Origin of the sequence: Chryseobacterium sp. HR92, assembly GCF_045689405.1 — a bacterium.
Lineage (GTDB): Bacteria > Bacteroidota > Bacteroidia > Flavobacteriales > Weeksellaceae > Chryseobacterium > Chryseobacterium viscerum_A.
Map to the genome: position 1 here is coordinate 99,064 of NZ_CP139139.1, position 23,736 is coordinate 122,799.

At 36.2% G+C, this 23,736-nt stretch carries 18 protein-coding genes; 4 read left to right on the forward strand and 14 right to left on the reverse strand.

The features are described 5' to 3' along the window. Window positions 1-4 precede the first annotated feature (4 nt). From SFA27_RS00510 to SFA27_RS00540, 7 genes are all read right to left on the reverse strand, one after another. Entirely contained in the window at window positions 5-1,075 is a 1,071-nt protein-coding gene (locus SFA27_RS00510; protein ID WP_407295416.1) for a type I restriction endonuclease, read from the reverse strand. A gap of 5 nt (window positions 1,076-1,080) precedes the next feature. Continuing rightward, window positions 1,081-1,419 (reverse strand): YegP family protein, encoded by a 339-nt coding sequence (locus SFA27_RS00515; protein WP_047378010.1) that lies wholly within the window; start codon window positions 1,417-1,419, stop codon window positions 1,081-1,083. A 13-nt stretch (window positions 1,420-1,432) separates the two neighbouring features. After that, window positions 1,433-1,639, reverse strand: a complete 207-nt coding sequence (locus tag SFA27_RS00520) for a hypothetical protein (protein WP_407295418.1) — start codon at window positions 1,637-1,639, stop codon at window positions 1,433-1,435. Window positions 1,640-1,777: 138 nt separating this feature from the next. Further along, on the reverse strand, window positions 1,778-2,443 hold the full coding sequence (locus SFA27_RS00525) for a response regulator (RefSeq protein ID WP_264519354.1): 666 nt from the start codon (window positions 2,441-2,443) through the stop codon (window positions 1,778-1,780). Between the two features lie 115 nt (window positions 2,444-2,558). Continuing rightward, window positions 2,559-3,221: a response regulator gene (locus SFA27_RS00530; protein WP_407295420.1), complete on the reverse strand. Its 663-nt coding sequence runs from the start codon at window positions 3,219-3,221 to the stop codon at window positions 2,559-2,561. A gap of 10 nt (window positions 3,222-3,231) precedes the next feature. Beyond that, a complete protein-coding gene (locus SFA27_RS00535; protein ID WP_407295423.1) occupies window positions 3,232-4,866 on the reverse strand; it encodes a sensor histidine kinase in 1,635 nt (544 codons plus the stop codon). Between the two features lie 97 nt (window positions 4,867-4,963). Further along, window positions 4,964-5,161, reverse strand: coding sequence for a hypothetical protein (locus SFA27_RS00540; protein ID WP_407295425.1), 198 nt, complete (start codon window positions 5,159-5,161; stop codon window positions 4,964-4,966). Window positions 5,162-5,373: 212 nt separating this feature from the next. On the opposite strand from SFA27_RS00540, the gene SFA27_RS00545 reads away from it, so the two are divergent. Further along, the gene (locus SFA27_RS00545; RefSeq protein ID WP_047378016.1) at window positions 5,374-6,354 is read left to right on the forward strand and encodes a hypothetical protein; all 981 of its coding nucleotides are present in this window, start codon (window positions 5,374-5,376) and stop codon (window positions 6,352-6,354) included. Window positions 6,355-6,428: 74 nt separating this feature from the next. Further along, the gene (locus tag SFA27_RS00550; RefSeq protein WP_407295427.1) at window positions 6,429-8,219 is read left to right on the forward strand and encodes a metallophosphoesterase family protein; all 1,791 of its coding nucleotides are present in this window, start codon (window positions 6,429-6,431) and stop codon (window positions 8,217-8,219) included. A 149-nt stretch (window positions 8,220-8,368) separates the two neighbouring features. Here the strand turns inward: SFA27_RS00550 and SFA27_RS00555 are convergent, their stop codons facing one another. Then, window positions 8,369-9,445, reverse strand: coding sequence for a phosphatidylinositol-specific phospholipase C1-like protein (locus SFA27_RS00555; protein ID WP_407295430.1), 1,077 nt, complete (start codon window positions 9,443-9,445; stop codon window positions 8,369-8,371). Between the two features lie 330 nt (window positions 9,446-9,775). On the opposite strand from SFA27_RS00555, the gene SFA27_RS00560 reads away from it, so the two are divergent. Then, complete coding sequence (locus tag SFA27_RS00560) at window positions 9,776-12,820, forward strand: SusC/RagA family TonB-linked outer membrane protein (RefSeq protein WP_407295433.1); 3,045 nt, start codon at window positions 9,776-9,778, stop codon at window positions 12,818-12,820. 18 nt (window positions 12,821-12,838) lie between these two features. Further along, complete coding sequence (locus SFA27_RS00565; protein ID WP_407295436.1) at window positions 12,839-14,599, forward strand: RagB/SusD family nutrient uptake outer membrane protein; 1,761 nt, start codon at window positions 12,839-12,841, stop codon at window positions 14,597-14,599. Window positions 14,600-14,775: 176 nt separating this feature from the next. Here the strand turns inward: SFA27_RS00565 and msrA are convergent, their stop codons facing one another. From msrA to SFA27_RS00595, 6 genes are all read right to left on the reverse strand, one after another. Next, window positions 14,776-15,330, reverse strand: coding sequence for a peptide-methionine (S)-S-oxide reductase MsrA (gene msrA / locus SFA27_RS00570; RefSeq protein ID WP_407295439.1), 555 nt, complete (start codon window positions 15,328-15,330; stop codon window positions 14,776-14,778). A 556-nt stretch (window positions 15,331-15,886) separates the two neighbouring features. After that, the gene (locus SFA27_RS00575) at window positions 15,887-16,855 is read right to left on the reverse strand and encodes an ROK family protein (RefSeq protein WP_047378023.1); all 969 of its coding nucleotides are present in this window, start codon (window positions 16,853-16,855) and stop codon (window positions 15,887-15,889) included. Window positions 16,856-16,934: 79 nt separating this feature from the next. Beyond that, window positions 16,935-18,146, reverse strand: coding sequence for a PepSY-associated TM helix domain-containing protein (locus SFA27_RS00580; RefSeq protein WP_407295442.1), 1,212 nt, complete (start codon window positions 18,144-18,146; stop codon window positions 16,935-16,937). A 50-nt stretch (window positions 18,147-18,196) separates the two neighbouring features. Next, window positions 18,197-20,311 (reverse strand): TonB-dependent receptor, encoded by a 2,115-nt coding sequence (locus SFA27_RS00585; protein WP_407295445.1) that lies wholly within the window; start codon window positions 20,309-20,311, stop codon window positions 18,197-18,199. Continuing rightward, window positions 20,311-21,510 (reverse strand): PepSY-associated TM helix domain-containing protein, encoded by a 1,200-nt coding sequence (locus SFA27_RS00590; RefSeq protein ID WP_407295448.1) that lies wholly within the window; start codon window positions 21,508-21,510, stop codon window positions 20,311-20,313. The genes SFA27_RS00585 and SFA27_RS00590 overlap by 1 nt, the downstream gene beginning before the upstream one ends. A 40-nt stretch (window positions 21,511-21,550) precedes the next feature. Continuing rightward, window positions 21,551-23,710 (reverse strand): TonB-dependent siderophore receptor, encoded by a 2,160-nt coding sequence (locus SFA27_RS00595; RefSeq protein ID WP_407295451.1) that lies wholly within the window; start codon window positions 23,708-23,710, stop codon window positions 21,551-21,553. Window positions 23,711-23,736 lie beyond the last annotated feature (26 nt).

A 23,736-nucleotide genomic window follows, 5' to 3' on the forward strand; every position in this document is an offset into this window, starting at 1 on the left:
AGTTTTATGAATAGTTTTCCAGCGTCAGATGAAGCTGATTTCTATAATTGTAGATCTCATCCAGTGTATTTAATAACATCTTTTCTCCTGCTTCTTTTCCGTTGTGAAAAGTCTCCAGATATTTATTCGTTGTATTAAAATGTAATCTGCAAAGTGGCTTTCTGTTGTTATCATCCAACAACACCCCGAAATAGGAAAGAGTATCTCTGTAAGCAATTCTTGAAGACGGAATTTTCTCTCTCAGAATAGCTTTTACAATTTGAAATCCTTCCAACTCTTCTTCAGTTGTTACAATTTTGGAATCGTTATTCTCGTCGATGGGTTGTGATGTTTTCACATCGTCTTCTCTTTTTTCTATTTGTTCATTGATGCTTAATGCAGATTTTAACCGGAAGCTGATGGATTCATTAATAGAAGTCGTTAAAGCCTTTTTAGCATATTCTTTGAAAGAAACCATTCTATTGGCTGTTAAAGGCTTTTCAAAGAAACGGTTCACTAATAGTTTTACCAGTTCGTCAGACGGGTTTTCAATCTCTTTTTCAAATTCTTTTCTAATGGCTTTGATATATTTTAATGCTTCTGCAGAATCAAGAATACTTTCCAGATTATAATCTTTCTTGGTAAAGCTTTCCAGAATTTTAATAGAACTGTCTTTCAGATCCTCAATATTGATGGTAAAAAACGGCTTTTCATCCATAATATTAGGCTTTTCCAAATCCGTATAAAAGTTGTACACAATTCCATTGGTTAAAACTCCAAATCTCGTTTTAGAAACATGATAATACCTGTGAAGCTGCGAATTATGTGCATCAGCGCTTTCTTTCCAGTGCTTACATTCAATGATGAAGATGGGTTCATCATTATTTTTGATTACATAATCCACTTTTTCTCCTTTTTTTGTCCCAATATCACAGACGTGTTCAGGAACTACTTCCGTAGGATTGAAAATATCATAACCAAGGATTTGAATGAAAGGCATTACAAAAGCATTTTTTGTAGCTTCTTCTGTTCCGATCTGGTCTTTAAGGCCTACTACTTTCTGATGCAGTTGCTCAAGTTTAATTTTAAGATCCATAGTTTTTATTTTTTTAAAGTTTCGTCAACGATTTCTGCCGTTGGAGCATTTGATTTTACGGAAGCGATGCCATTTTCCATTCCGGATTTTGTACTGTACATCTGACTATTTCCAATAATTTCACCGTTTCTTGCTTTTAACACGAAATAATCTTTTCCGTTTTTAGCCACTCTTCTGTCGTATTTTGACAGATCCTGTGAATTAACTTTTACAGATTCAATTCCCTTCTGACAGGATGCTTTCTGAACATATCCTTCGCTGGTTAAAATAATTTCGCCATTTCCGGCCTTCAGATTAAACTGATACTCGTTGTTGATTCTTTGTGTGATTACGAATTTTCCCATGATTACTGTTTTTTTAACTTGTATGACATTCATTAGAGCATGTTTTGCATCCATTCGCTTTCGAATAATCTTTTTTTGCCTCCTTTACTGCCTCTTTACATGAAGAGAATATCCCTAAATATTTTCTGTTATCAACATTTGGAAGATATATGCAGTCTTCATGATGCACTTCATGGTCTCCATTGGCTTGAGCCTTTTTGTTTACATAATACTTTTTCATAATAAAAATTGTTTATTGTTTAACAGTCCAAAAATATGAGCATTAAATTTTGGTCCGTTACGGGTTTCCGTAAAATGGGCAAAAAATAAAAAAACCTTTCAAATTTTTTGAAAGGTTCTAAGTGAAATGAAATGTTTTTTATATAATTCCGATATCCTTGCAGAAGGCTACCAGCTGCTCATTGCTGTTTATTTGCAGATCTTCTTTCAGGCTGTTTAATCTTTTTTCCACACTGCTGAGACTGGCGGGTTTAATGTTTCTCTCTTCGAGATGTATAGGAATATTTTTTTGTAAAACTCCTTTGGAAAGCAGAGAAACAAGTGTGATATCAAACGTAGAAAACTCATAGCTGTTGAGCTTTTTCATATCCTGCTTGAGATCAAAAGATAAATATTCTTCACCAATGTACACTGAGGTAATTGATTTTTTCAAGTCTTTTGAATCGTTTCTGGCTTTACGAACATAACCGTTAATTTGATAATCTGAAAAAAGATTTTCTATAATTCCCGTTTTATGTTCTGCCGAAAATACTATGATTTTCAAATTGGGCTGTATCTCTTTTGCTTTTCTGATGAGGTCTTTTCCGTCTTTAAGATTCTGTTCATGATGATCTTCCTCATAATAAAGATCTGTAATCAATAAGTCATAGGGATGTTCTTCCCGTAAAGCTTTCTGGATTTTACCTATGGCATCATCGCAATAATAAACATAATCAATGTTGGGGATTTTAAGATCCTCAAGGGTTTTCTGAACGGAAATATTGATGCTTTCATGGTCTTCGGCGATTAAAACTTTTTTGAACATGGTTATACGATTTAATTAAAAAAATAGGTTAAGACCTCAAAAGTATAGTCATTTATTATTTCATCATTACGTGATCCCGTAAAAAGGGAGAAAAAAATCTTTTCAACAGATAGGATCAGATGAGGCCAATATCTTTACAGATTACGATCATTTCAATATTATTTTTTGCGCCAAGGCTGTCCCGAAGTTCATTCAATCTCTTTTCAATAGATCTGATCCCATATGGTGTCATTCGGTGGTCTTTCAGATAGGTACTTATTTCACTCTGTTTGTGTCCTTTGGCAAGCAGTTCAAGTAGTTTCATATCATACACATCAAACTCAGAAGAAATATGGCGCATTGTATTCAGAACTTCCTGTGGAATTACAGTCTCTCCATTAAAGATTTTCCGTATTGTGTTTTTCAGGTCCTGCCCGTCACGCCTTGCCTTGCTTACAAATCCGTCAACCTGATATATCTTGTACAGATCATCAATTATTTTGGCTTTCTTTTCTACAGAAAACACAACTATTTTTAATCCAGGCTGAACCTTTTTTACCTCAGAAATAAGTTCTTGCCCGTCACGAAGTTGCTGAGGAATATGATCTTTTTCAAACGACAGATCAGCAATAAGAAGATCGTAAGGACTTTTCTTTTCCAAAGCTGTTCTGATCCTGCTTAAAGCTTCATCACAATACATTACATAATCAAAATCAGGGATATTTAATTCTTTTATCGTATTCAGGATTCCCTGGTTCATTATTTCCTGGTCTTCAACGATTAAAACTTTTTTGAACATAACTATATGATTAGGAAACAGGGAATGAAAGATTTACCTTCAGCCCTTTTTCAATTTTTGTGTCAAAAGTAATAGTTCCGTTAATCGCTTCTATGCGGGATGCCGTATTACGCAGACCATTTTTATAAATAAGGTCTCCGGAAATTCCTATTCCATTGTCTTTGTATTGAATTTCAACGAGATTGTTTATTTTTTCAAACTTCACGGCCACATGGCTGGCATGGCTGTGTTTTTTCATATTCACCATCAGTTCGCGAATCATTTGGTGAACTTCGTCTTTAACTGTAGCAGAAATAGCTTCCCAAATTGCAGGACTGTTTCCTGCAGTAAATGTTTTTACAGTTTCACTATTGAAGGAAGCAATAAGTTCTGAAATTACTTTACTGAACTCTTTTTCTTCGCCAATTTTATCATAGGAAATATCTCTTGATTTTTCATACACAAATTCCAGTTCGTCAAGCGCTTTATCCCGGTCAAAATCTTCCTGGTTTTCAATCTTTGTCATCACCTGATAAATGCCGTTGGCAACTACGTCATGGACTTTTTTCGATATTCTAAGCTGGGTGTTTTTTACCTCGATCTCTTTTTCTTGTTTTAATTTTAATTGTCTTCTTCTGTAACCAATGACGGTAAATATTATAACAACAATTAATGTTGCTACTCCAATCAAAAGTTTCAAAATACTGTTGTCCTTTTCTGCATTTTGTCTTTTAATTTTTTCTACATCAAATCTTATGAAAGCGAATTTGCTGTCACTTTTATCCTTTTCTCTTTGGATACTATCATTCAATGACAAGTAGGTTTGAAAATTTTCTGCACTTTTTTCAGAATCCAATAAAATGAGCTTCTGTAATGCTTCTAGCCGGTCAGCCGGACTTCTAATTTCCCTAGCTATTTGGTACATTTTTTCAGCATATATTAAGGCCTTTTTTTTGTCGTTATGTGTGTAGTAATCAGAGAGGTGGGCATATCCAGCATTTTGAGCCCATTTATCATCAATCTCTTTTTCAATTTCAATAGCATGTAATAATTGTGGCTCCGGGTTATAAAGAGGGTTATCTAGAGACTTAACATTTTCAAAGTTGGAAAGAAGTCTTGCGTATAATTTTTTATTAGTATTTTTTATTTGAGGAAGAATACTCTCATAAATTGTGATGGCTTCCTGGTATTTTTTTTCATCTTTATAAGTATTGGCTTTATTCTTTTGATAGGTTAGTTTGTTTTCTTGGGAATCAGCATATTTTATAGCTAAGTCATAATATTTTATAGCATTAGGGAAGTCTTTTGTGTTATTGCTGGCTATAGCTAAGTTGTTATAATTTGCACAGATATATGAATATTGATCCTTATTATTTTTGTCAAAATACTGCTGTGCTTTAAGCGATAATTCTTGACCTGCAAAATAATCCCCTTTGTCTGTTAAAATAATAGCTTTATTGACAATACATTTTCCCATCCCTGTACTATCTTTATGGAGCCTGAAAACATCTTCGGCCTGATCATAATATACATATGCACTATCTGTTTTTCCTTTGGTATGTAGTTCATACGCTTTGTCATAAAATAAGTTTTGTTTTATTGCCACTGCATTTTTTTGACAGGAGAATAAAAGTGACAATAGAAGAATAATTAATATTTTTTTCATGGAAAAAGTTTAGCATAAATTTAAAAAAAAGAACAGACACTGTAGGTCTGTTCTGATTGAGTTTGTTAATTTATGAATTTAATCTTTCCTGCGATGACTATTTTTTTGGTGGAGTTTGAGTTGTTTCCCCTCCCGTATCGCTTCCCCCACTTTCCCCTGTGGACCCTCCAGGATCTGAAGCACCACTTTGAGGTTGAACAGTTTCAGTAGTTGGGTTATTGTCATTTGCAGTTGTTGCATTAGTATTATTGGTTGAGAATGCTAAACCGAATAGCATTAATATAATCTCGATCATTCCTTAAAATTTTAGAAGTTTTTTGACTGTTTTTCTTCCTCCTGAGATCTATTTATCTCAGGCTGTACACAATTAAAATTTCGAAGCGCTTCTTAATTTTTTAGGGAAGTGAACCTTCAAAAACGGAGGAGAAACATCTGCTTCCCAATCCGGAGTTTTCCTCCGTTTTATCTGGTGATTTTTGAAATCAGAGTTTTTAGATTTTGTTTTTAATGTTTGTATTTGTCCCTGATCTCGATTACAAAATTGCAGCAAAAAGGAAAGTGGGGGATAGTAGTTTTTTGGTAAGATTTTGGAAACTTTATACCATTGATATTTACGGATTTCCGCATTTTTTTTTAATGGAAACGTCTTATTTTTTCCAAATAATTACTAAGATCATGATAGAAAATTTACAAGAGAAAAAGAGATTACTTCAAGAAGTATATTCTAAAGCGGGTAATGATAGCTCAGAAACGTCAATTAGTGGTATTTTTAAATATTTGGAGAGGATATTTTTAGACGAATTTAATTTTACTTTAAGCTATAGGACCATGTTGGGATATCATGAAGATATTGTAGATAACAACAAAAAGAAAAAAATAAAACCATTAATACTAGATTTATATTGCAAATACATTGGGTTTATTGATTTTAACCATTATCGAGAAGAAAGAAAAATAAATTATAAGAATGATACTGATGATACTGAAGTGAATGTAACTGTAACGAAAGGTAATTCACTTTCTGAAACAATGTCAAATATCATGATAGTAATAAAAAATCAGCCCATTTTCAATATTCCACAGATGGCAAAAAATGGGATGGGAATAGGAGCTGTGATATTAATTTTATTTGCAAGTTTTTCTTCTGGAAAAGGAGGGTTAAAAATATTTGATCAAGAGAATCAATGTATGTATTGGGATGGGGATGAATATAAATTAACTTCTTGTAATGATAAAAACCCAAAACATCAGTTATTGCCCGTTGACACTGTTAGATTAAAATATTTTAAGAAAATTACCAGGCCAGATACTTTGACAGTAGAAAACGGGTTAGGTAACTCCTGGTATACAAAATATGATAATGTAGTAGAGTTTTTTACAATGGACGGAATCAACCCAGATAACGGTAAAAGTCTAAGAGATGCGAGCAGGCATATGATCACAAAATATGCAGGAAAGAATGCAGGAGCTTTATTAATAGGAGAATAACCTTCCTTCACAATTATTTAAAATTCAATTAAAACAACTCCCCGTCCATTCCTGTAATTTCGTCTTATTTTAAGATGAATAAAAGAATATTCTCCTGTTTAATTTTTATATCTACGTTTCTATCGGCGCAGCAGCCTGTACAGATCGCATTTCTTTCTGATGTACATTTTCAGGATCTGTACGGCAGTTTTTCGGATCATGATTTCAAGGGAATTATGAACCCTAAAACGGAGAAACCCACGATTATGAGAACGATGGATTCTCAATTGCATTCCACAAGAATTTTCAATGAGAACTATTTTGCTTTTCTCAAAGCTTTGGATGATATTGCGGCGAAAGGAATTAAAATCGTAGCCATGCCCGGTGATTTTTCTGATGATGGGCAGGCTTATAACCTTCGCGGGCTTCATAGAATTTTAGAACAGTATCATCAGAAATATGGGATTAATTTTTATCTAACAACAGGAAATCATGATCCTGTTGGACCGCTTCTAAATGATAGCGGAAAAGATGATTTCCTCGGACAAAATGGGAAGCCGTTTGGGATTTATAGTAGAGAAAATATCGGAAAATCAATAGATAAGATCATTACAAAAGATATTGCAGAATCCGGGTATCTTGAAATATTGAATGAATTGAAAGATTTTGGCTTCTATCCCAAAAAAGAAGATTTGTTCTGGAGTACGCCTTTTGATCATGGTACTTTTAAAAATTATACTTACAAAAAAGGTCTGGAGACCGCAGAGTATTCCAAAAGAATGTATGAAGTGGCCGAAGGTTTTTCTGTTCCGGATTTGAGTTATGTTGTTGAACCTGTGAAAGATGTGTGGGTGGTTGCTATAGATGGAAATACCTATATTCCGAAAAATATCAATGAGAATCCTAACAATGCTTCCAATTATAAAGGAGCAAGTATTGGTTATAATAATGTGCTGACCAACAAACAGCATTTAATACAGTGGGTAAGGAAACTTGCTGATGAAGCAAAGAAAAACAAGAAAACCTTAATTGCATTTACCCATTATCCGATGATTGATTTTAATGATGGGGCAACTAACGAAATTAAAAACCTGTTGGGAGAAAAAAAGTGGCAGCTGGAGCGTGTTCCGCAGGAAGAAGTCGCAAAAGTATTTGCTGAAGCAGGATTACAGATTCATTTTGCAGGACATATGCATAGTAATGATACAGGAATCAGAAAATTTGGTGAGAATGTTTTAGTCAATGTTCAGGTTCCCTCACTGGCCGCTTATCTGCCTGCCTATAAAATTCTGACCATACAATCTCCCGATAGGATGGAGGTACAAACTGAAGTTGTAAATGAGGTTCCACGGTTTGATGAATTGTTTCCTCTGTACGAAAAAGAGTTTGATGCCTTACAACATGATACAACCAGAATTCTTTGGAATAAAGACATTTTAAAAACAAAATCGTATCATGATTTTATGCTTTTTCATTTAAAAGAATTGGTTCGTTTGAGAATGATTCCTGATGACTGGCCAAAAGAGTTTATTCAAAAAGGAAGCAAACTGAATGGTGAAGATCTGTTGTTACTCATCCAAAATAATGATCAGCTGAAAGAGAAGGGAATCAGATCTGAAACCTTTAAAAAGTGGTCTTTTGATGATTTGTTGCTGGATCTGTATAAATTTCAAGCTGCAGATGAGCTTGCGAAAAGGGATATTCCCAAAGAAAGGCTGGAGCAGTATCAAATATTAGTGAAACTATATCAGGAAAATGATCCGAAAGAAAACTTATTTATTAAGCAATTACAATCAGTTTTTAAAATCCTTTCATTACTCTCTCACGGAGATCCGGCAGATCATTTTGAAATAGATTTGAAAAGAAAAGAAATAATAAAGCTGTAAGTTGAGATGTTTCCTAAATATTCATTTTTATCTCATATGATATTTGTGTCTATTTGTGAAAAGTATTTGTGTCATTCGTGTTTAAATAAGAAAGAAAAGGCCGTCAATCTGACGGCCTCCTCAATTATAAATCTAACAGCAAAACAGGACTACTTTCCTGCCAAAGGATTCTTTCTTTCATAGGTGTTGTTGTCAAAACTTACCTTATAGTTGGATTTGAATAATTTGCTGGGATAATAATAATCCGTTGTAATGATCTGTGCTCCACTTTCTTTTGCCTTTTCAAATCTTGAATAATCCTCACTTCTTGCTTCCATCGTATCCGCATCTGCTCTGGTACGGATGATATATCCTTTTTTTACCAGATCTTTAATCATAGCATCATCTTTCTTTGGTTCATTCATGAACAAGACGGCAGACTCTGGAGTTCCCGGAGTAGAATTGGTAAAAATCATTCTGCCTTTCAATGAAGGATGATCCTTTGCATACAGGTCTCTGTTTTCTCCGTTATTATCCATTACAAAAAGGAATTTTCCCTTTACATCTTTTACTTTAGGCCAGTTTTTATTTAAAGCAGCATCGTTCAGTGTTTTACAAGAACCTCTGATATCATCCGGAGTGATAATTTTATCTTTTCCCAGGTACTTTTTCAATTCATTATCCAGATCGTCAAAAAGTTTTGCAGTATAGTGTTCCGGCTCTGTTCCAAATTGATTGGCCTTTCCATCTTTAGGTTCAAGCGTTATAAAAACCGGATCGTGATCAGGATGCTTGTCTGACCATTTTTTCAAATCTTTAAGACATTCTTCCAATGTATAATACCATGTCTGATAATCAATATCCGTAATATGAATCATCTTGTAACCCGGCTTTTTCATTTTGCCTTCAGGATCAAACGGTTCGGTGGTCTTTACCAGATCCAGAATTTTTGGATGGGCATATTTTCCTCCTTTGCTGTCTGCATAGATATCAATTTCCAGATTTCTAAGTCCGAGATCCAGTTGCTGGGGGATAGGAATATGCTCGTACTGAATCCTGGGTAAAGCATTGAGAGTGTCTTTCTGGGATAAATAACTGTATACTTCAGGAAGAATGGCTTTTTTATAGGAATTATGAGAGCCAATAACCTGAATTTCATTAATCTTTAAGTCATTGAGAGGTTGAGATTGTGCCCAGAATAGGTTAAATGAAGATAAACAGTAGCCCAGTAAAACAGCCTTTTTCATTTCGATACATTTTACACACAAAATTAATCACTCTTTGCAGGTAATGACTTGTATATTATGTTAAGTAATTTTTAAAATTCTGTGAATATTGGGAAAATAGAGTCGTATAAGGGTTTGATATTTAGTCTGTTTCTATTCTCTCAATTTGAGATATTTATATTTTGTTGACTTTAAGATAATATTATGTTAAAATAGAATTGTGGCAGATCCTTTTACTTTGTATGCCGAAATAAAAACTAACAGTTGCCTGAAACGAAAACCACTGTTGCGGGAACAACAGCGGCTTTTTGATAAGCAATGTAACGTCTTGCAATTACTTTACTTATTGATATGTACCACAAAATTAATTTTTTTAAGTTTAAAAAGCTAATCCCGGTTGCATTAATTTTTTTGGTGGCCCACCAAGCTGATGCTAAAGGATTTACTTCAAACTATCCTGTGTTTTCGCAGGTAAACGAAACCATTTCCGGAAACGTAACGGATCAGAACGGTTCTGCAATAGAAGGCGCCAAAGTCACTGTTGTAGAAACGGGTGAAACTGCTTCTACCGATGCATCAGGAAATTTCTCAGTTTCAGCCAGCATAGGGCAGACCTTATCTGTTTCTTATGACGGATATGGAACGCAGCTTGTAAAAATCTCCAGTACTTCGATTTCTGTAAAATTAGAATCCAAAAAAGAATCAACGTCTATTGAAGAGGTAACTCTGGTGGGATATGGTTCTCAGAAAAAATCTGATTTAACTGGAGCAGTAAGCCAGCTGAAAGCGGAGAATTTTAAAGAAGGGATGAATATTTCCGTGGATAACCTGATGCAGGGAAAAATTGCCGGTGTCCGTATCGTTCAGTCCAGTGGAGAACCCGGAGCGGGAGTGAATGTATCCATCAGAGGTATTGGTTCCATCCGAAGCGGAAGTACACCTTTATTCGTTGTAGATGGTATTCCTTTGAATAATGATCCGGTGAGTGCACAAAGCCCGAATGTAGGGTTGGGAAATACAACAGCAAAGAATCCACTCAACTTTTTGAATACAAGTGACATCGAATCCATCACGGTTTTAAAAGATGCTTCTGCTGCCGCAATTTATGGAGCGAGAGGATCAAACGGGGTGGTTTTGGTAACTACAAAAAGAGGAAAGAAGGGAGAGCCGATGTTTACGTATGATACTTATTTAGGTTTTTCTTCAGTGATTAAGAAATTAGATTTAATGACTGCGGATGAGTACAGAGCTGCAGGAATTGATAAATCTTATGACCATGGCGGAAATACAGATTGGCAGGACGAAATCTACAGGAATGCAGTTTCATCCAATCATTCTGTTTCATTCTCAAAAGCCACAGAAACAGGGAATTATTTTGCATCCCTTTCTCATATGGATCAGGATGGTATTGTGCTGAACAGCAGCTTTAAAAGAACAACCGCCCGTTTGAATGCGGAAGAGTCTTTCTTTGATAACAAAAGACTAAAGGTTAAGTTAAACCTTACCGCAAGTGATATCAGAGAAACAGGAATTCCCAATGGTGGAAATGCCGGGTCTGACGGACAGCTTATTATCCATGCTTTAATGGCAAATCCTACACGTTCTGTGTATGATCAAAACGGAAATTATACCAATTTCAACATGAACGCACATTACAATCCACTTTATTTATTGAGCGTTTACGAAGATAAGACGAATACTTTCAGAGTGTTGGGGAATACAGAAGCAACACTGAGAATTTTACCGGGATTGAATTATAAATTTAATTTAGGGGTTGACAGAAGCTTATCCGAAAGAAATACCACAATGTTCCCGAACATTACGGACAGAAGCCCAAAAGGAATTTATTCTCAGGCCAATCTTGATTCTTATAATATTCTTTTGGAACATTATTTAACGTATGATTTTAGCTTAAACAGACATAATTTCAACGTATTAGGAGGTTTTTCTTATCAGAAATTTAAAGCTACTGCTACTTACCTTGGTGTAAGAAACTTTGTGAATCAGGGAGCGGGAATTGCACCAGAAATTAACCCGGGATATTCCGGGGATGTGTTTATTCCACAACCAGGAACTTCTCAGGAAAATGAACTGCAGTCTTACTTTGGAAGAGTAAATTATAATTTTGATAAAAAATATTTCTTAACAGCTTCTTTAAGAGCAGATGGTTCCACACGTTTTGGAGATAACAATAAATATGGATATTTCCCGTCAGTTGCTGTAGGATGGACTATTTCAAATGAAAATTTCCTTAAAGATGTTTCTTTTATCAATGAATTGAAACTAAGAGGCAGCTGGGGAGAAACCGGAAATCAGGAAGTTCTCAATAAAATTACAAAAGCAAGTTACCTGTTATCACAGAGTGCAGGGTATTATTTATATGATAATTTAAACCTGATCAATGGAGTTCAGGTGGTAAGAACACCCAATCCCAATCTGAAATGGGAAGTCGTAGCACAAACCAATATCGGACTGGATTTCAGCTTATTCAGAAACAAATTATATGGTTCATTGGAGTACTATAACAAAACGACTAAAAACCCGATATTATTTATTCCTTCCACCCCATTAAGTCCTACAGATTTCGTTTGGCTGAATGCGGATGGAAAAATTGTAAATAAAGGTTTTGAATTCTCTCTGGGCTCAGAAATTATTAAAAATGAAAACTTTACATGGAATCTTGACATTAATGGAGCTACGGTAAATAATGTGGTGAAAGATCTTCCGGTTTCAGGAATTAATTCTGGTGAAGTTTCAGGTCCCGGACTTTCAGGAGTTACCGCAAATATCTACAGAAACGGGTATGAAGCAGGATCTTTCTATATGTATAATTATTTAGGAATTGATGCCAACGGGAAATACATTTATGAAGATCTGAACGGAGACGGAAAGATTGATCCGAATGACAGGAAGATTTTTGAAGGAGCCATTCCTAATTTTACTTTCGGAATCAATTCTTACATGAAGTACAAGAAGTTTGATTTTGCATTTTCTTTCATTGGACAAACAGGAGGTTATCTTGTGAATAATACGGCTTTGGATTTGAATATCAATAATTTAGCTTCAGACAGAAACGTGCTGAAGAAATATTATGATTCAGGAGCAAGCTTTACCAATCAGCCGCAATTATCTTCTTTATATCTTGAAAAATCAGACTTTATCCGCTTAAGCAACGTAAGATTGGGATATACTTTTGACATGAATCAATTGAAATTTTTGAAGAGTATCAATTTGTATGTAAGCGCACAGAATCTGTTTACCATTACCAGCTATTCAGGTTATGATCCACTTGTTGACACCAACAAGCAGGTGCAGGGAAATCAGTCTTTAGGAATTGATTACACCACATATCCGTCTGCAAAAACCTTCATTCTGGGAGCTACTATTAAGTTTTAATCTAAGTTAAAAGAAAACATGAAATCTAAATTTTTAAATATAAATAAAATCGTTTTGTCTATCGCAGTGATGTCTTTAGTAGGATGTACCAATCTGGATGAAAAAGTGATTGATGAGGTAATGGGAACTGAAAATGCAGATCCTGAAGCCTCTCTTGCTGCTGCTTACGGACAGCTTGGTGACGGAACTTTTGTAGATCATGGAAGTGTATTTGCTTTACAGGAATATTCTACTGATGAAGCCATTCTGCCAACAAGAGGAAGTGACTGGGGAGATGGTGGTAAGTGGAGAGCCATGCACGAATTCACCTGGGATGCCAATAATGATGTGGTAAAAACCACCTGGAATCAGCTGAACTCAGGAATTACAAAATCTATATTTGCTATAGGAAGTATCAGCAAAAGCAATATCAATAATAAAACTTTATTTCTGGCAGAAGCCAAAGGGTTATTGGCATTTTACACATATACTACAATCGATTTGTACGGACAGGCTCCGTATAGAGATCCGGATAATTTAAATGCTCCCATTCAGATCAGAAAGGCAGAATCTACCATTGATGCATTAATTACTGAAGTAGAGGGACTTATTCCCAACTTAGCCGATATTAAAACTCAGAACACCCACGCAGGAAGGTTTACAAAACAGGCTGCATATGCACTGTTAGCTGATATGTATCTTAACAGAGCTGTTTTAAAGAATAAAACAGCAGGTACTTTCAATTTTAAGGAACAGGCTTTAAGTGGAGGAGGGAATGACATGGATATGGTGATCAAGTATTCTGATATGCTGATTAATGGTGGGTTTTTTAGTCTGGAATCAAACTACTTCCACAATTTTGATATCAACAATGATACAAGTAAGGAAATGATCTTTACTATTGTTCAGAAAAAGAACTCAAACAGAAATGCAGACAATGACCTGGCGTATATGTCTATGGAAAGAATCCAGAAGCCATCACCGGATAATAGAGGGACCAATGCATCTTGTGTTACTCCGGAATTCTATTATTCATGGAACGGAAATCATGATGATCCACGTTTCCAGAGAACCTATCAGTATGATGACGGAACATGGTTCAGAAATGACGGAACCGATGTAAGTGTGCCGTCAACAAGCAAAGTGGAAGGTACGGGAAAACCGTGGTTTCACTTCAACCGTGGATTACAGGTTGGCCAGCAATACGGACCTAAAATTCTTGCCAACGGTAGCTTTGACCTTACCGCAGACGGAAGAATCAAAGTATATAAATTGTTCACAGAGAAAAACACAACACTTGCCGCAGATTTTACTCCGGAACTTAATTTTGATAATCCTTCAGAAGCAGTATTCACACAGGCTCAGATCAACAGAGGAGTAAGGAATTTCAAATTTGAATTTGATCCTGGTTACGGAAACAACGGAACCAGCGGAATGGATGTTCCATTATACAGATTAGGAACGATCTATATGATGAGAGCTGAAGCTTTCTTTAGAAATGGTAATATATCAGCAGCGTTGTCAGATGTCAATAAATTAAGAACAACAAGAACAAATGATGCTTTAAAGAATAATGCTCCGGGAGTTGCGCTTACTTCTTTGGATGTCGATACGCTCTTTAAAGAATCAGGATATGAATTGTATTGGGAAATGTACAGAAGAAAGGCGATGATCAGGTTTGGAAAATTTGATTTGCCGGGAACCGCAAAAGGAGCTACCCAGCCTTACAGAAGAATTTTCCCGATTCCTCAGGCAACGCTTGATGCCTCAAAAGATTTCACCCAGAATCCAGGATATTAGTTTTTTCATATAAACAATTATTTTTGCGTAAACAAGAAGCGAAGAGATTTCCTCTTCGCTTCTGTTATTTTGTATCGGTTGGCAGCTATTCGGTTGATATCAATAGGAACGGACTTTAGCTCGTTTCCAACTCAATATATATCATCAATACGGCTTTAGCCAAAACTTAAAAAGTCCTATTCTGCATTCAGCATTCCCAGTTCACCAAAATACTTTTTAAACTTCTGGATTTTAGGACCTACCACAGCGCTGCAGTAAGGCTGTGTTGGGTTTTCATTATAATATCCCTGATGGTATTGTTCTGCCGCCCAGAATTTATCGAATTGAGTTAATTCTGTCACATAAGTTCCGGCCCATCTTCCTGACTCCTGAGATACTTTGATAGCTTCTTCAGCTTTTGCTTTCTCAGCATCATCTTTATAATAAATTACAGAACGGTATTGAGTTCCGATATCATTTCCCTGTCTGTTTAATTGAGTAGGATCATGAAGAAAGAAAAATACATCCATCAGCTGTTCGTAAGAAATAATAGCAGGATCATAAGTGATCTGTACCACTTCTGCATGTCCTGTTTCTCCTGTACAAACCTCCTGATAAGTCGGATTATCCTTATGTCCCCCGGAATATCCTGAAATAGCAGATTTTACCCCTTTCAGCATATTGAAACAGCTTTCTACACACCAGAAGCATCCGCCTCCGAAAGTAATCTGTTCTAAATTATTGTTATCCATTTTTGGTAATTATATTGTTTTATTATCTTTTCCTGATGCAGAAAAGACCAATCAAAAATAGGAAAAACTTTTTCATTTAAGTATGATTTTATGTCTTAAACTCCAATTGCAATAATAGATGTAGCAAATTACTTTTAAACACAATTAGAAGCCATTTGTATAGGTGAATGTAAAATAACAGAGATAACACCCACGTTTTTTTTAAGCAATTAGTATTAGCAATGTCATGCTGAGCGGAGCCGAAGCATCTCAACTCAATCTGTAGTTTTTTTTTCGTCTTCTACTCTTAGATTTAAACACAAATAGCACCAATACTTTCACCAATAACACAAAGAAACTACAACATAATCATCTGCGAAAATCTGTGCAATCCGTGGGAAAAATAAAACATTTTCTAATAATAGATGTGACAAATTATTTTAAACACCAATAGCACCAATACTTTCACAGATAACACAAAAAAATACAACATACGCATCTGCGAAAATCTGTGCAATCTGTGGAAAAAAAGAAAGCACCCTAAAAAGGATGCTCTATATTATTTAAAAAGGATCAGTTATTTTTCCCAAACCAAAGCACTTGCTCCAAGAATAGCAGCATCAGCTTCGTCAAGTTCACTGAATACCAGTTTTACTTTATTTCTAAAGATTGGCAGAAGGTTTCTTTCCATATGAAGCTTAGCAGGCTTTAAAATAAAATCTCCTGCCTTGATTACCCCTCCAAATAGAAGAATGGCTTCAGGTGAAGAGAACATCACAAAATTGGCTATTGCTTCACCCAGCTTCTGACCTGTATATCTGAAAACCTCAATAGCAATAGGGTCTTCTTTGATAGCACATTCGTATACTGTTTTAGAATTGATTTCGTCTTCAGGATACTGATTCAGCATAGATTCCGGGAACTCAGCTCTCATTTTCTTTGCTGTAATGGTAATACCTGTAGCAGAAGCATAGGCCTCAAGGCTTCCTTCAGAACCTGTACTCCAGTGTTTTCTACCGCCTGGTTTTACAATCGTATGCCCCAATTCTCCTGCGAATCCGTCATGTCCATAGATTAGGCTTCCATTGGCAATGATTCCGCTTCCTACTCCTGTTCCCAGTGTAATCATGATGAAATCCTTCATTCCTCTTGCAGCTCCGAAAAGCATTTCACCCAGGGCAGCAGCATTGGCGTCATTGGTTACTGTACAGGGAAGACCGAATTTTGCTGTCATCAGCTCAGCAAATGGAATAACCCCTTTCCATGGAAGGTTGGGAGCTAATTCTATGGTTCCTTTATAGTAGTTTGCATTGGGAGCTCCTACTCCGATTCCGTCAAAGTGTGCTTCAGTACCATATTTTTCCATCATTGGACGAACACTTTCATATAACGCATCGATGAAATCCTCAATTTTGTCATATGCATCGGTTCTCAGATTTCCTTTATCCAGAACTTCCCCACGATGGTTTACGATTCCGAATTTAGTATTGGTTCCGCCGATGTCAACTCCAAGGGCAACTTGTTTTGATAAATCTATTAATGACATTTCTATTATTAAATTCTAAGGGCTAAAATTATAAAAAAGATTGTATTAATGGATTATTAACCGGATTTTATTTAATATGTTAAGCTGTTTTTAACGTTTTTTTCTTTTTTCTTCCCCACCAGATCATAAATCCGGTAACCGGAAGAGAAGCACATATAAGGCTTACGATAAAGGCAATGATCTTGGTAGGAAGACCTAAAATAGCTCCTACATGGATATCATAATTGGCGCTTACTGTTTTTTCTCCAAAATTTTTGTCCTTTGGATCATGAGTGTGAAGAAGCTCTCCCGAATTTTCATCAAAGATTAAGCTGCTGCTTTTATGATAAGAATAAGAGAGATGTTTCACATATACCTCAAAGTTGGGGTGTTCATGATCATCCATATGTGGATGGCCTAGATCTATAGCGAACCCATAGGAATCAGGATATTTTGTCTGTACTGTATTAATGATTTTATCCAGTGTTCTCTCTGTTCTCAGCTCGATAGGAGCCTTTGTTTTAATATGGGAAAAGTCCGGGTACTTGGTTTCTCCTCCTGAGAAAATTACATAGATCATCGCCTGAACGACAAAAAAAGCATAGAAAAGTCCTGTAATTGAGAAGATCAAAGCAAAAACAGAAGCATAAAAACCCAATACATTATGAAGGTCATAGTTTTTGCGCTTCCAGCTTTTAATATTTTTCCATTTGAAGGCAAAACGCTGTTTTCTTGCTGCTTTGTTCTTGGGCCACCAAAGGATGATCCCTGAAATCAGCATAATGATAAAAATAATAACCGGAATTCCTACTACATACGTTCCCCAATCCTGTTTTAAAAGGTAGCTCCAGTGGATCATTTTTACGATATTGAAGAACCCGTTCTTTTCATCATAAACTCTTAGTACTTTTCCTGTGTATGGATTTACATAAGCCTGTTTATAGATAGGAAATTCATCAAAATAATTCCAGGCGTCCGTATTATGTTCATACCAGAAGAACATATAGGACATCTTTTTGTCAATAGGAACATTGACCCAGTGAATCGGATATTTCTCTTTTACCTGTTCTGCCACAGCCTTTTCCATCACTCTGATAGGAAGTACCTGTTTCTGCTCAATATTCTGCTCATGGTGGTAGATAACATCTTTTCGGGTGATGTTTTCCACTTCATCCTTAAAAACGTATAATGCTCCGGTGATAGAGATAATAAAGATCAGAAAACCTATTCCCAATCCGAACCAAAGATGCAGCTTGGCAGACCATTTTTTAAAGAATCCGGGTTTCTTTTTATGATGATGATTTTTCTTCATATGCAGCTAAAAGTAAAACAAAGATATGTTTTACTTTTTATTTAGTTTAATTAAAATTTATATTCAATCATGAATGTCCCTCTCAATCCAAGAGCATTGGTGAAATCACTGTCTCGTGCCGTCCACCATGAAATAGCGGGTTGATATACTTTGTTGAAAAGGTTTTCAATACCTAATGATACTCTCCAGTTATGGTTAACTTCATAGCTTGATTTGAAATTAAAGACAGTATATTCAGGAACATATCCTTCGCCGTAAGCATACAATCCTGTTTTAGCATTAGGCTCGAATCTGTTTTGCTGGAAAGAGTGGAGCATATCAAAACCAACGGATAGAGCAGGAACAGGTCTTGCCTGAACATAAGCCAATACTTTTGGTGCTGAAATTCTGCTGTTGTTGATCTTTGTAGAGTAATCACCGTCATCTTTTACAGAGGTAATTCCTTCCATCCAGCTGTAGCTTCCACCAAACTGAATCCATTTTGCAGGAGTAAAGTGTAAAAACCCTTCCACTCCATATACAATTTCCGGTGATCTCTGAATCATTAATGCTCTGTCCGGACTTTGCACGAATGATGCTCCTAACTTCGATGTACTCACATAAGAGGTTAATTCATAATTCAACCAGCTGGAAAGCTGTCCTGTAGCTCCCAATTCGTAGTTGTTGACGATAATGGGTTTCGTTTCCAGGCTATTGATGGTTTCAGAAGTTGAGGTTCTTAAAATTCTTCCTAATTCATTGATAGAGTAGGCCTGAGAGAAGCTTCCGAAAAGGTTGATATAAGGCTCAATATTATAACGTATTCCAATATTTCCCACTAAGGCATTATAGCTTAACTTTCCACCTGCAACCGGAATACTATTAGTAAATGTCCCGTCACTTTTAAGGGTAGAAAGTGTATTGAAGTCATCTACATTCACTTTGATATTTTCATAGCGAAGACCTCCTTTGATCGTCAGTTTTTTGAAAAGATCAATTTTTGCCAATATAAAAGGGGCAATATTGGTCATACTCATATTGGGAGTCCAGAAACGTCCATCTTCCAGCTTTTGTACAGTTTCATCATTCAGAATGTCAGCTCCATAGATGATTTCACCTTGTGAGTTTGGGGAATTCCATAGTTGGGTGTCCAAATTGAATCTTGCTCCTTTTTTCTGGGAAATAACATTGGACTGCCCTCCGTTGAAGAAGGTGTCGCTGTATCCGTAAACGGTTTTAAAATCCTGATAATAAAGATTAATGTTTAAAGAAGTTCCCGTAAACAGATTCTTATTGTCATAGCTCACTCTGATGTTGTGATTTTTCGGAGTTCCCTGAGGGGTCGTTTCCAATCCTTTTCCAACTCCTTCACCAATAGTAGGAGTGATGCCGTATTTTCCTGTTTTTAATCCTACATTCAGATCTGATCTTGAAGAATACCCGATGTAAGATGCTTCAATTCTTTGATTTTCGTTGATGTCATAACCTACTTTCAGCAATCCGTTATAGTTATCCATCTTGGCAATACTGTAGGTTGGGCTTATCAAAATGCCATCTCCATCTTTTGTATATCCTGTTCTTTCGTAGGCTAATGAAAGGGTATAATCAAATTTATTGATCTTTCCGGATAAAAGCTGGCTGGCTCTTACTCCTAAAGTACCACCGTAAGGCTGTCCTGTAAAGCCAATCTGTGAAGCTCCGGAAATCTTTTTATCTGTTTTGTTTCTTTTTGTAATATAATTGATGATTCCCCCGTCTGCTCCGTTACCATAGATGGATGATGCTCCTTTGATTACTTCAATTCTTTCGATGGCTGAAGGGTCTATAGTCCTCAAATCTCTTGCTCCGTTACGAAGCGGGGTAGACTGTGGAATTCCATCAATCAAAACCAAAACCTGGCGCCCTCTTAAAGTCTGTCCGGAATTGGAAGTCTGCCCGGAGTTGGTTCCTAAACTGGGAACGGTATACTGCAGGATGCTTGTAATATCTGAGTTAACAGTCAGCTGAGATTGAATCTGTTTTTCTCCTACCACTGTGATGGAGCTTGGAACCTCTTTTATGTTTTCCTTTTTTCTGGAGGCGGTCATGACAACCTCGTCTACATTTTTAGTTTGTAAACTATCCTTTACCTGAGCAAAAACGGTAGTAGTTCCTAAGCAGGCAGCTGATAAAAGCGCTTTTTTCATTATATTTTCTTTCCTTTTTTCTTTCTTTTTCCCCACCAAACCAGGAATCCGGTTACAGGGAGTGATGTACATGTGAGGCCGGCAATAAACCAGATGATTTTTCCAATGATTCCGAAGTAGGATCCGGTATGGATATCATAATTGGCGTTGGAGTATTTCTCGGCAGTACTGAGATTGTGATGAGGTTTGTTGGCCAGTAGTTTTCCGGAGTATTTGTCGAATGTCAGGATATTTCTTTCACTGTATCTTCCATCCATTCCGTACACTGTTACCGGAAGGTTTTTCAGTTCTTTTCCTTTTTTATTCTTTCCGTTTAGGGTAATTCTGAAGCTGGATGATTTTGCATACAGTTTTTCAGTCTGTGCCGTAGCCAGATCAAAAACAGCTTCATTCTTTGCCATCAGAGAGTCCGGAGATTTTCTTTCTTTTTCTTTTGGAAGCTCCCATGAGCCGGATAAAGCAAACGTAAATGTATTTTTTACATAGGGATAGGCAAAATAAAGCCCTGTAATACTTAATAACAAAGCAATAAATGATGCATAAAATCCTAATATATTATGGAGATCATAGTTTTTACGTTTCCAGTTTTTTACATTTTCCCAATTGAACCAAAAACGTCCTTTTCTGGCATTTTTATTTTTAGGCCACCATAAAATAATTCCTGTTATCAGCATAACGATGAAAAGTACGGTTGGAATTCCTACGGTATATGGGCCCCATTCTGAGTTAAGAAGAAGTCCCCAGTGGATATATTTCAGAATACTGAAGATATCATATTTCTCATTGTAAACAGCAAGGATTTGTCCGGTGTACTGATTCACATACACCAGTTTGTTGATGCGTACCTGCTGAAAATAGTTCCATCCCTTTTTGCTTTTATCATAGTACTCAAACTGATAGGATTTGGTTTTATCTAAAGGAATTTCCACCGCGCTTATAGGCTCCTTCTCATTAAGTTCCAGCGATACTTTTTCACGAAGCAGATTAATAGACAGTGGCTTTTTTCCAACATCTTCTTTCTTCAGATAAATGGCTTCTTTACGCAGGCTATTCTGTATTTCATCCTTAAAAACATATAAAGTCCCTGAAAGAGAGACTATAAATACGATGAAACCAACAGATAAACCAAACCACAAATGGAGTTTGGCAGACCACTTTTTTGAAGGAGCTTTCTTTTTATGGTGATGCTTTTTTCTCATAGCAAAAAGTTAACCCCATGAGGGGCTAACCTTTGAATTTTTAAAATTTATATCCTATTGATAGTCTCCAGTTACGCGGAGCATTATAGATCCATGCATATTCGCCGGCATCTCCTCTGTAACCACTGTACAATTTTCTGTTAAGGACATTATTCAACATTAGATTGACATCGAATTTCTTAGCAACATAAGAAACCCCGAAGTTGGTATCAAAATAATCCGGAAGGCTCTGATCTTTTGCGGCACTTACTCCGTACCATGATTGTCTTCCTCCCTGATACTGATAACCTGCTGAAATACCGAATCCTTTCATAAGACCATTTTCAAACCTATAGTTGATCCATGTATTTTGTACATTTTTAGCATTCCCCGGAGACTGGATTCCAATTCTTGTAGGATCTGTGTCTTTAACGGTTTTTGCATCTGTATAAGCATAGTTGATGATAATATTCAACCCTTTGATGATTTCTCCTTTGATATCAGTTTCAAAACCTCTTGCTCTTTGTTCACCTGTGGCAACCTGGAAAGGAGCTCCATTGTTTTCGTTTGAATTTCCTGCAACAAGAATATTTTGTCTTCTGATTTCGTAAACTGCAAAAGTAGAGTTCCATTTTCCTCCGAACCAGTCTTTTTTCAACCCGAATTCAATATTTTGTCCTCTGAAAGGATCTGTAATCAATGTCTGATGAATTCCTGTTCCGGATTGTGGTACGAAGGTTTTGTCATAGATCCCGTAAGCAGAGAAGTTTTCATTAATAGAATAACTAATTCCTACTCTTGGGGTAAATTCTCCTGCTTCATCCGGTACGATAGGAGTACCTGGGCTTAGGTTAGGGTATGAAGAATAAGTTTTACCGCTTGTATATCTTCCTGCTAATGTTAATCTTAACTTATTATTAAACATTTCAATCTGATCCTGAGCATAATATGAAGTATATTTTACGCCCTGATCGTTATAAAACGGAGCAGAAGTGTTTAATGTATAAAAATCAGAAGAAGGAAGTTTTGAAGGATCTACTCCATAATTTACATTATAAATATTAATAGGGAATGGTCCTCCGGCAAAAGATGAAAAGTCTGCATTATACTTCCTGTCTCCATAATCGAATCCGGCAATAATTTTATGTACAATGTTTCCTGTGTTAAGCTTACCTCTTACATACGTCTGGAAAATGTGATTTTTTCCTTTTGCCTGCCAGTTGCTTAATGTTCGGTTTAAAACATCTTTATTACTAGGATCAAATGTTCCCCACCATGAACCTCCGTCATAGTCCAGGTCCATATAAGCATATTGAGTACTCCAAACCCAGTCTTTGAAAAGCTTCTGGTCTAAACTTAAGAATAAACTCTGATCTTTTACTTCAGTTTTCTTGAAGTTCGGATCATTAAAGTTGGTATGTACATTCAGTGAAGCATATCCGTCATTAGACATCAGGTATGCTCCCGGCTGATTGAATTTTAAGTACTGATAGTTATACTGTGCTGTAAATGTAGTAGTCTTTGTAGGTCTGAAAGTAATGGAAGGGGCAACAATGATTTTGCTTGTTTTATCATTTTCCACCCATGATTTATTAGAGCTTCCCATTAAATTGATACGGTAGTCTAGAACTCCGTCTTTCACAAGAACTCCGTCAAGATCTGCTTCCCCTCTGAAAAGGTTATAGCTTCCTGTGGTGAAACGCACACTGTTGGCGAATTTTCCGGTAGGTTTTTTTGTAACTACATTATAAAATCCGGCAGGATCTCCCATAGAGCCCATAAATCCGGCAGGACCTTTTACAAACTCTATTCGGTCAATAATAGAGGCATCAGGGTTGATAGGTCCCCATGTAGACGAAACATTCATTCCGTTCATAAAAGTAGCAATGCTGGCTCCTCTCATGAAGACATTGGAATACACATTATCCCAGTGTTCTACTTTTCTTGCCCCACTTACGTTACGGACAATTCCTTCGGACATATTCAGGGTAAGCTGGTCCGCAAGAACCTGAGAGCTTACAGACTGTACATTCTGAGGAAGCTCAAGAATAGGCGTCTGAATTCTTAATGAACCGGAAACCTCATTCAGCTTGTACTTCTGATAATATCTTCCGTTAACAACTACTTCTTCAATATCGTTGGATTTGATGGTGTCTTTTTTTTCCTGTGCAAAATTGAACATGGAAGTTAATAATGCAGCTCCTATTGTTATTCTTTTCATTGTTTATAAGGGGAGTAATTTTACTC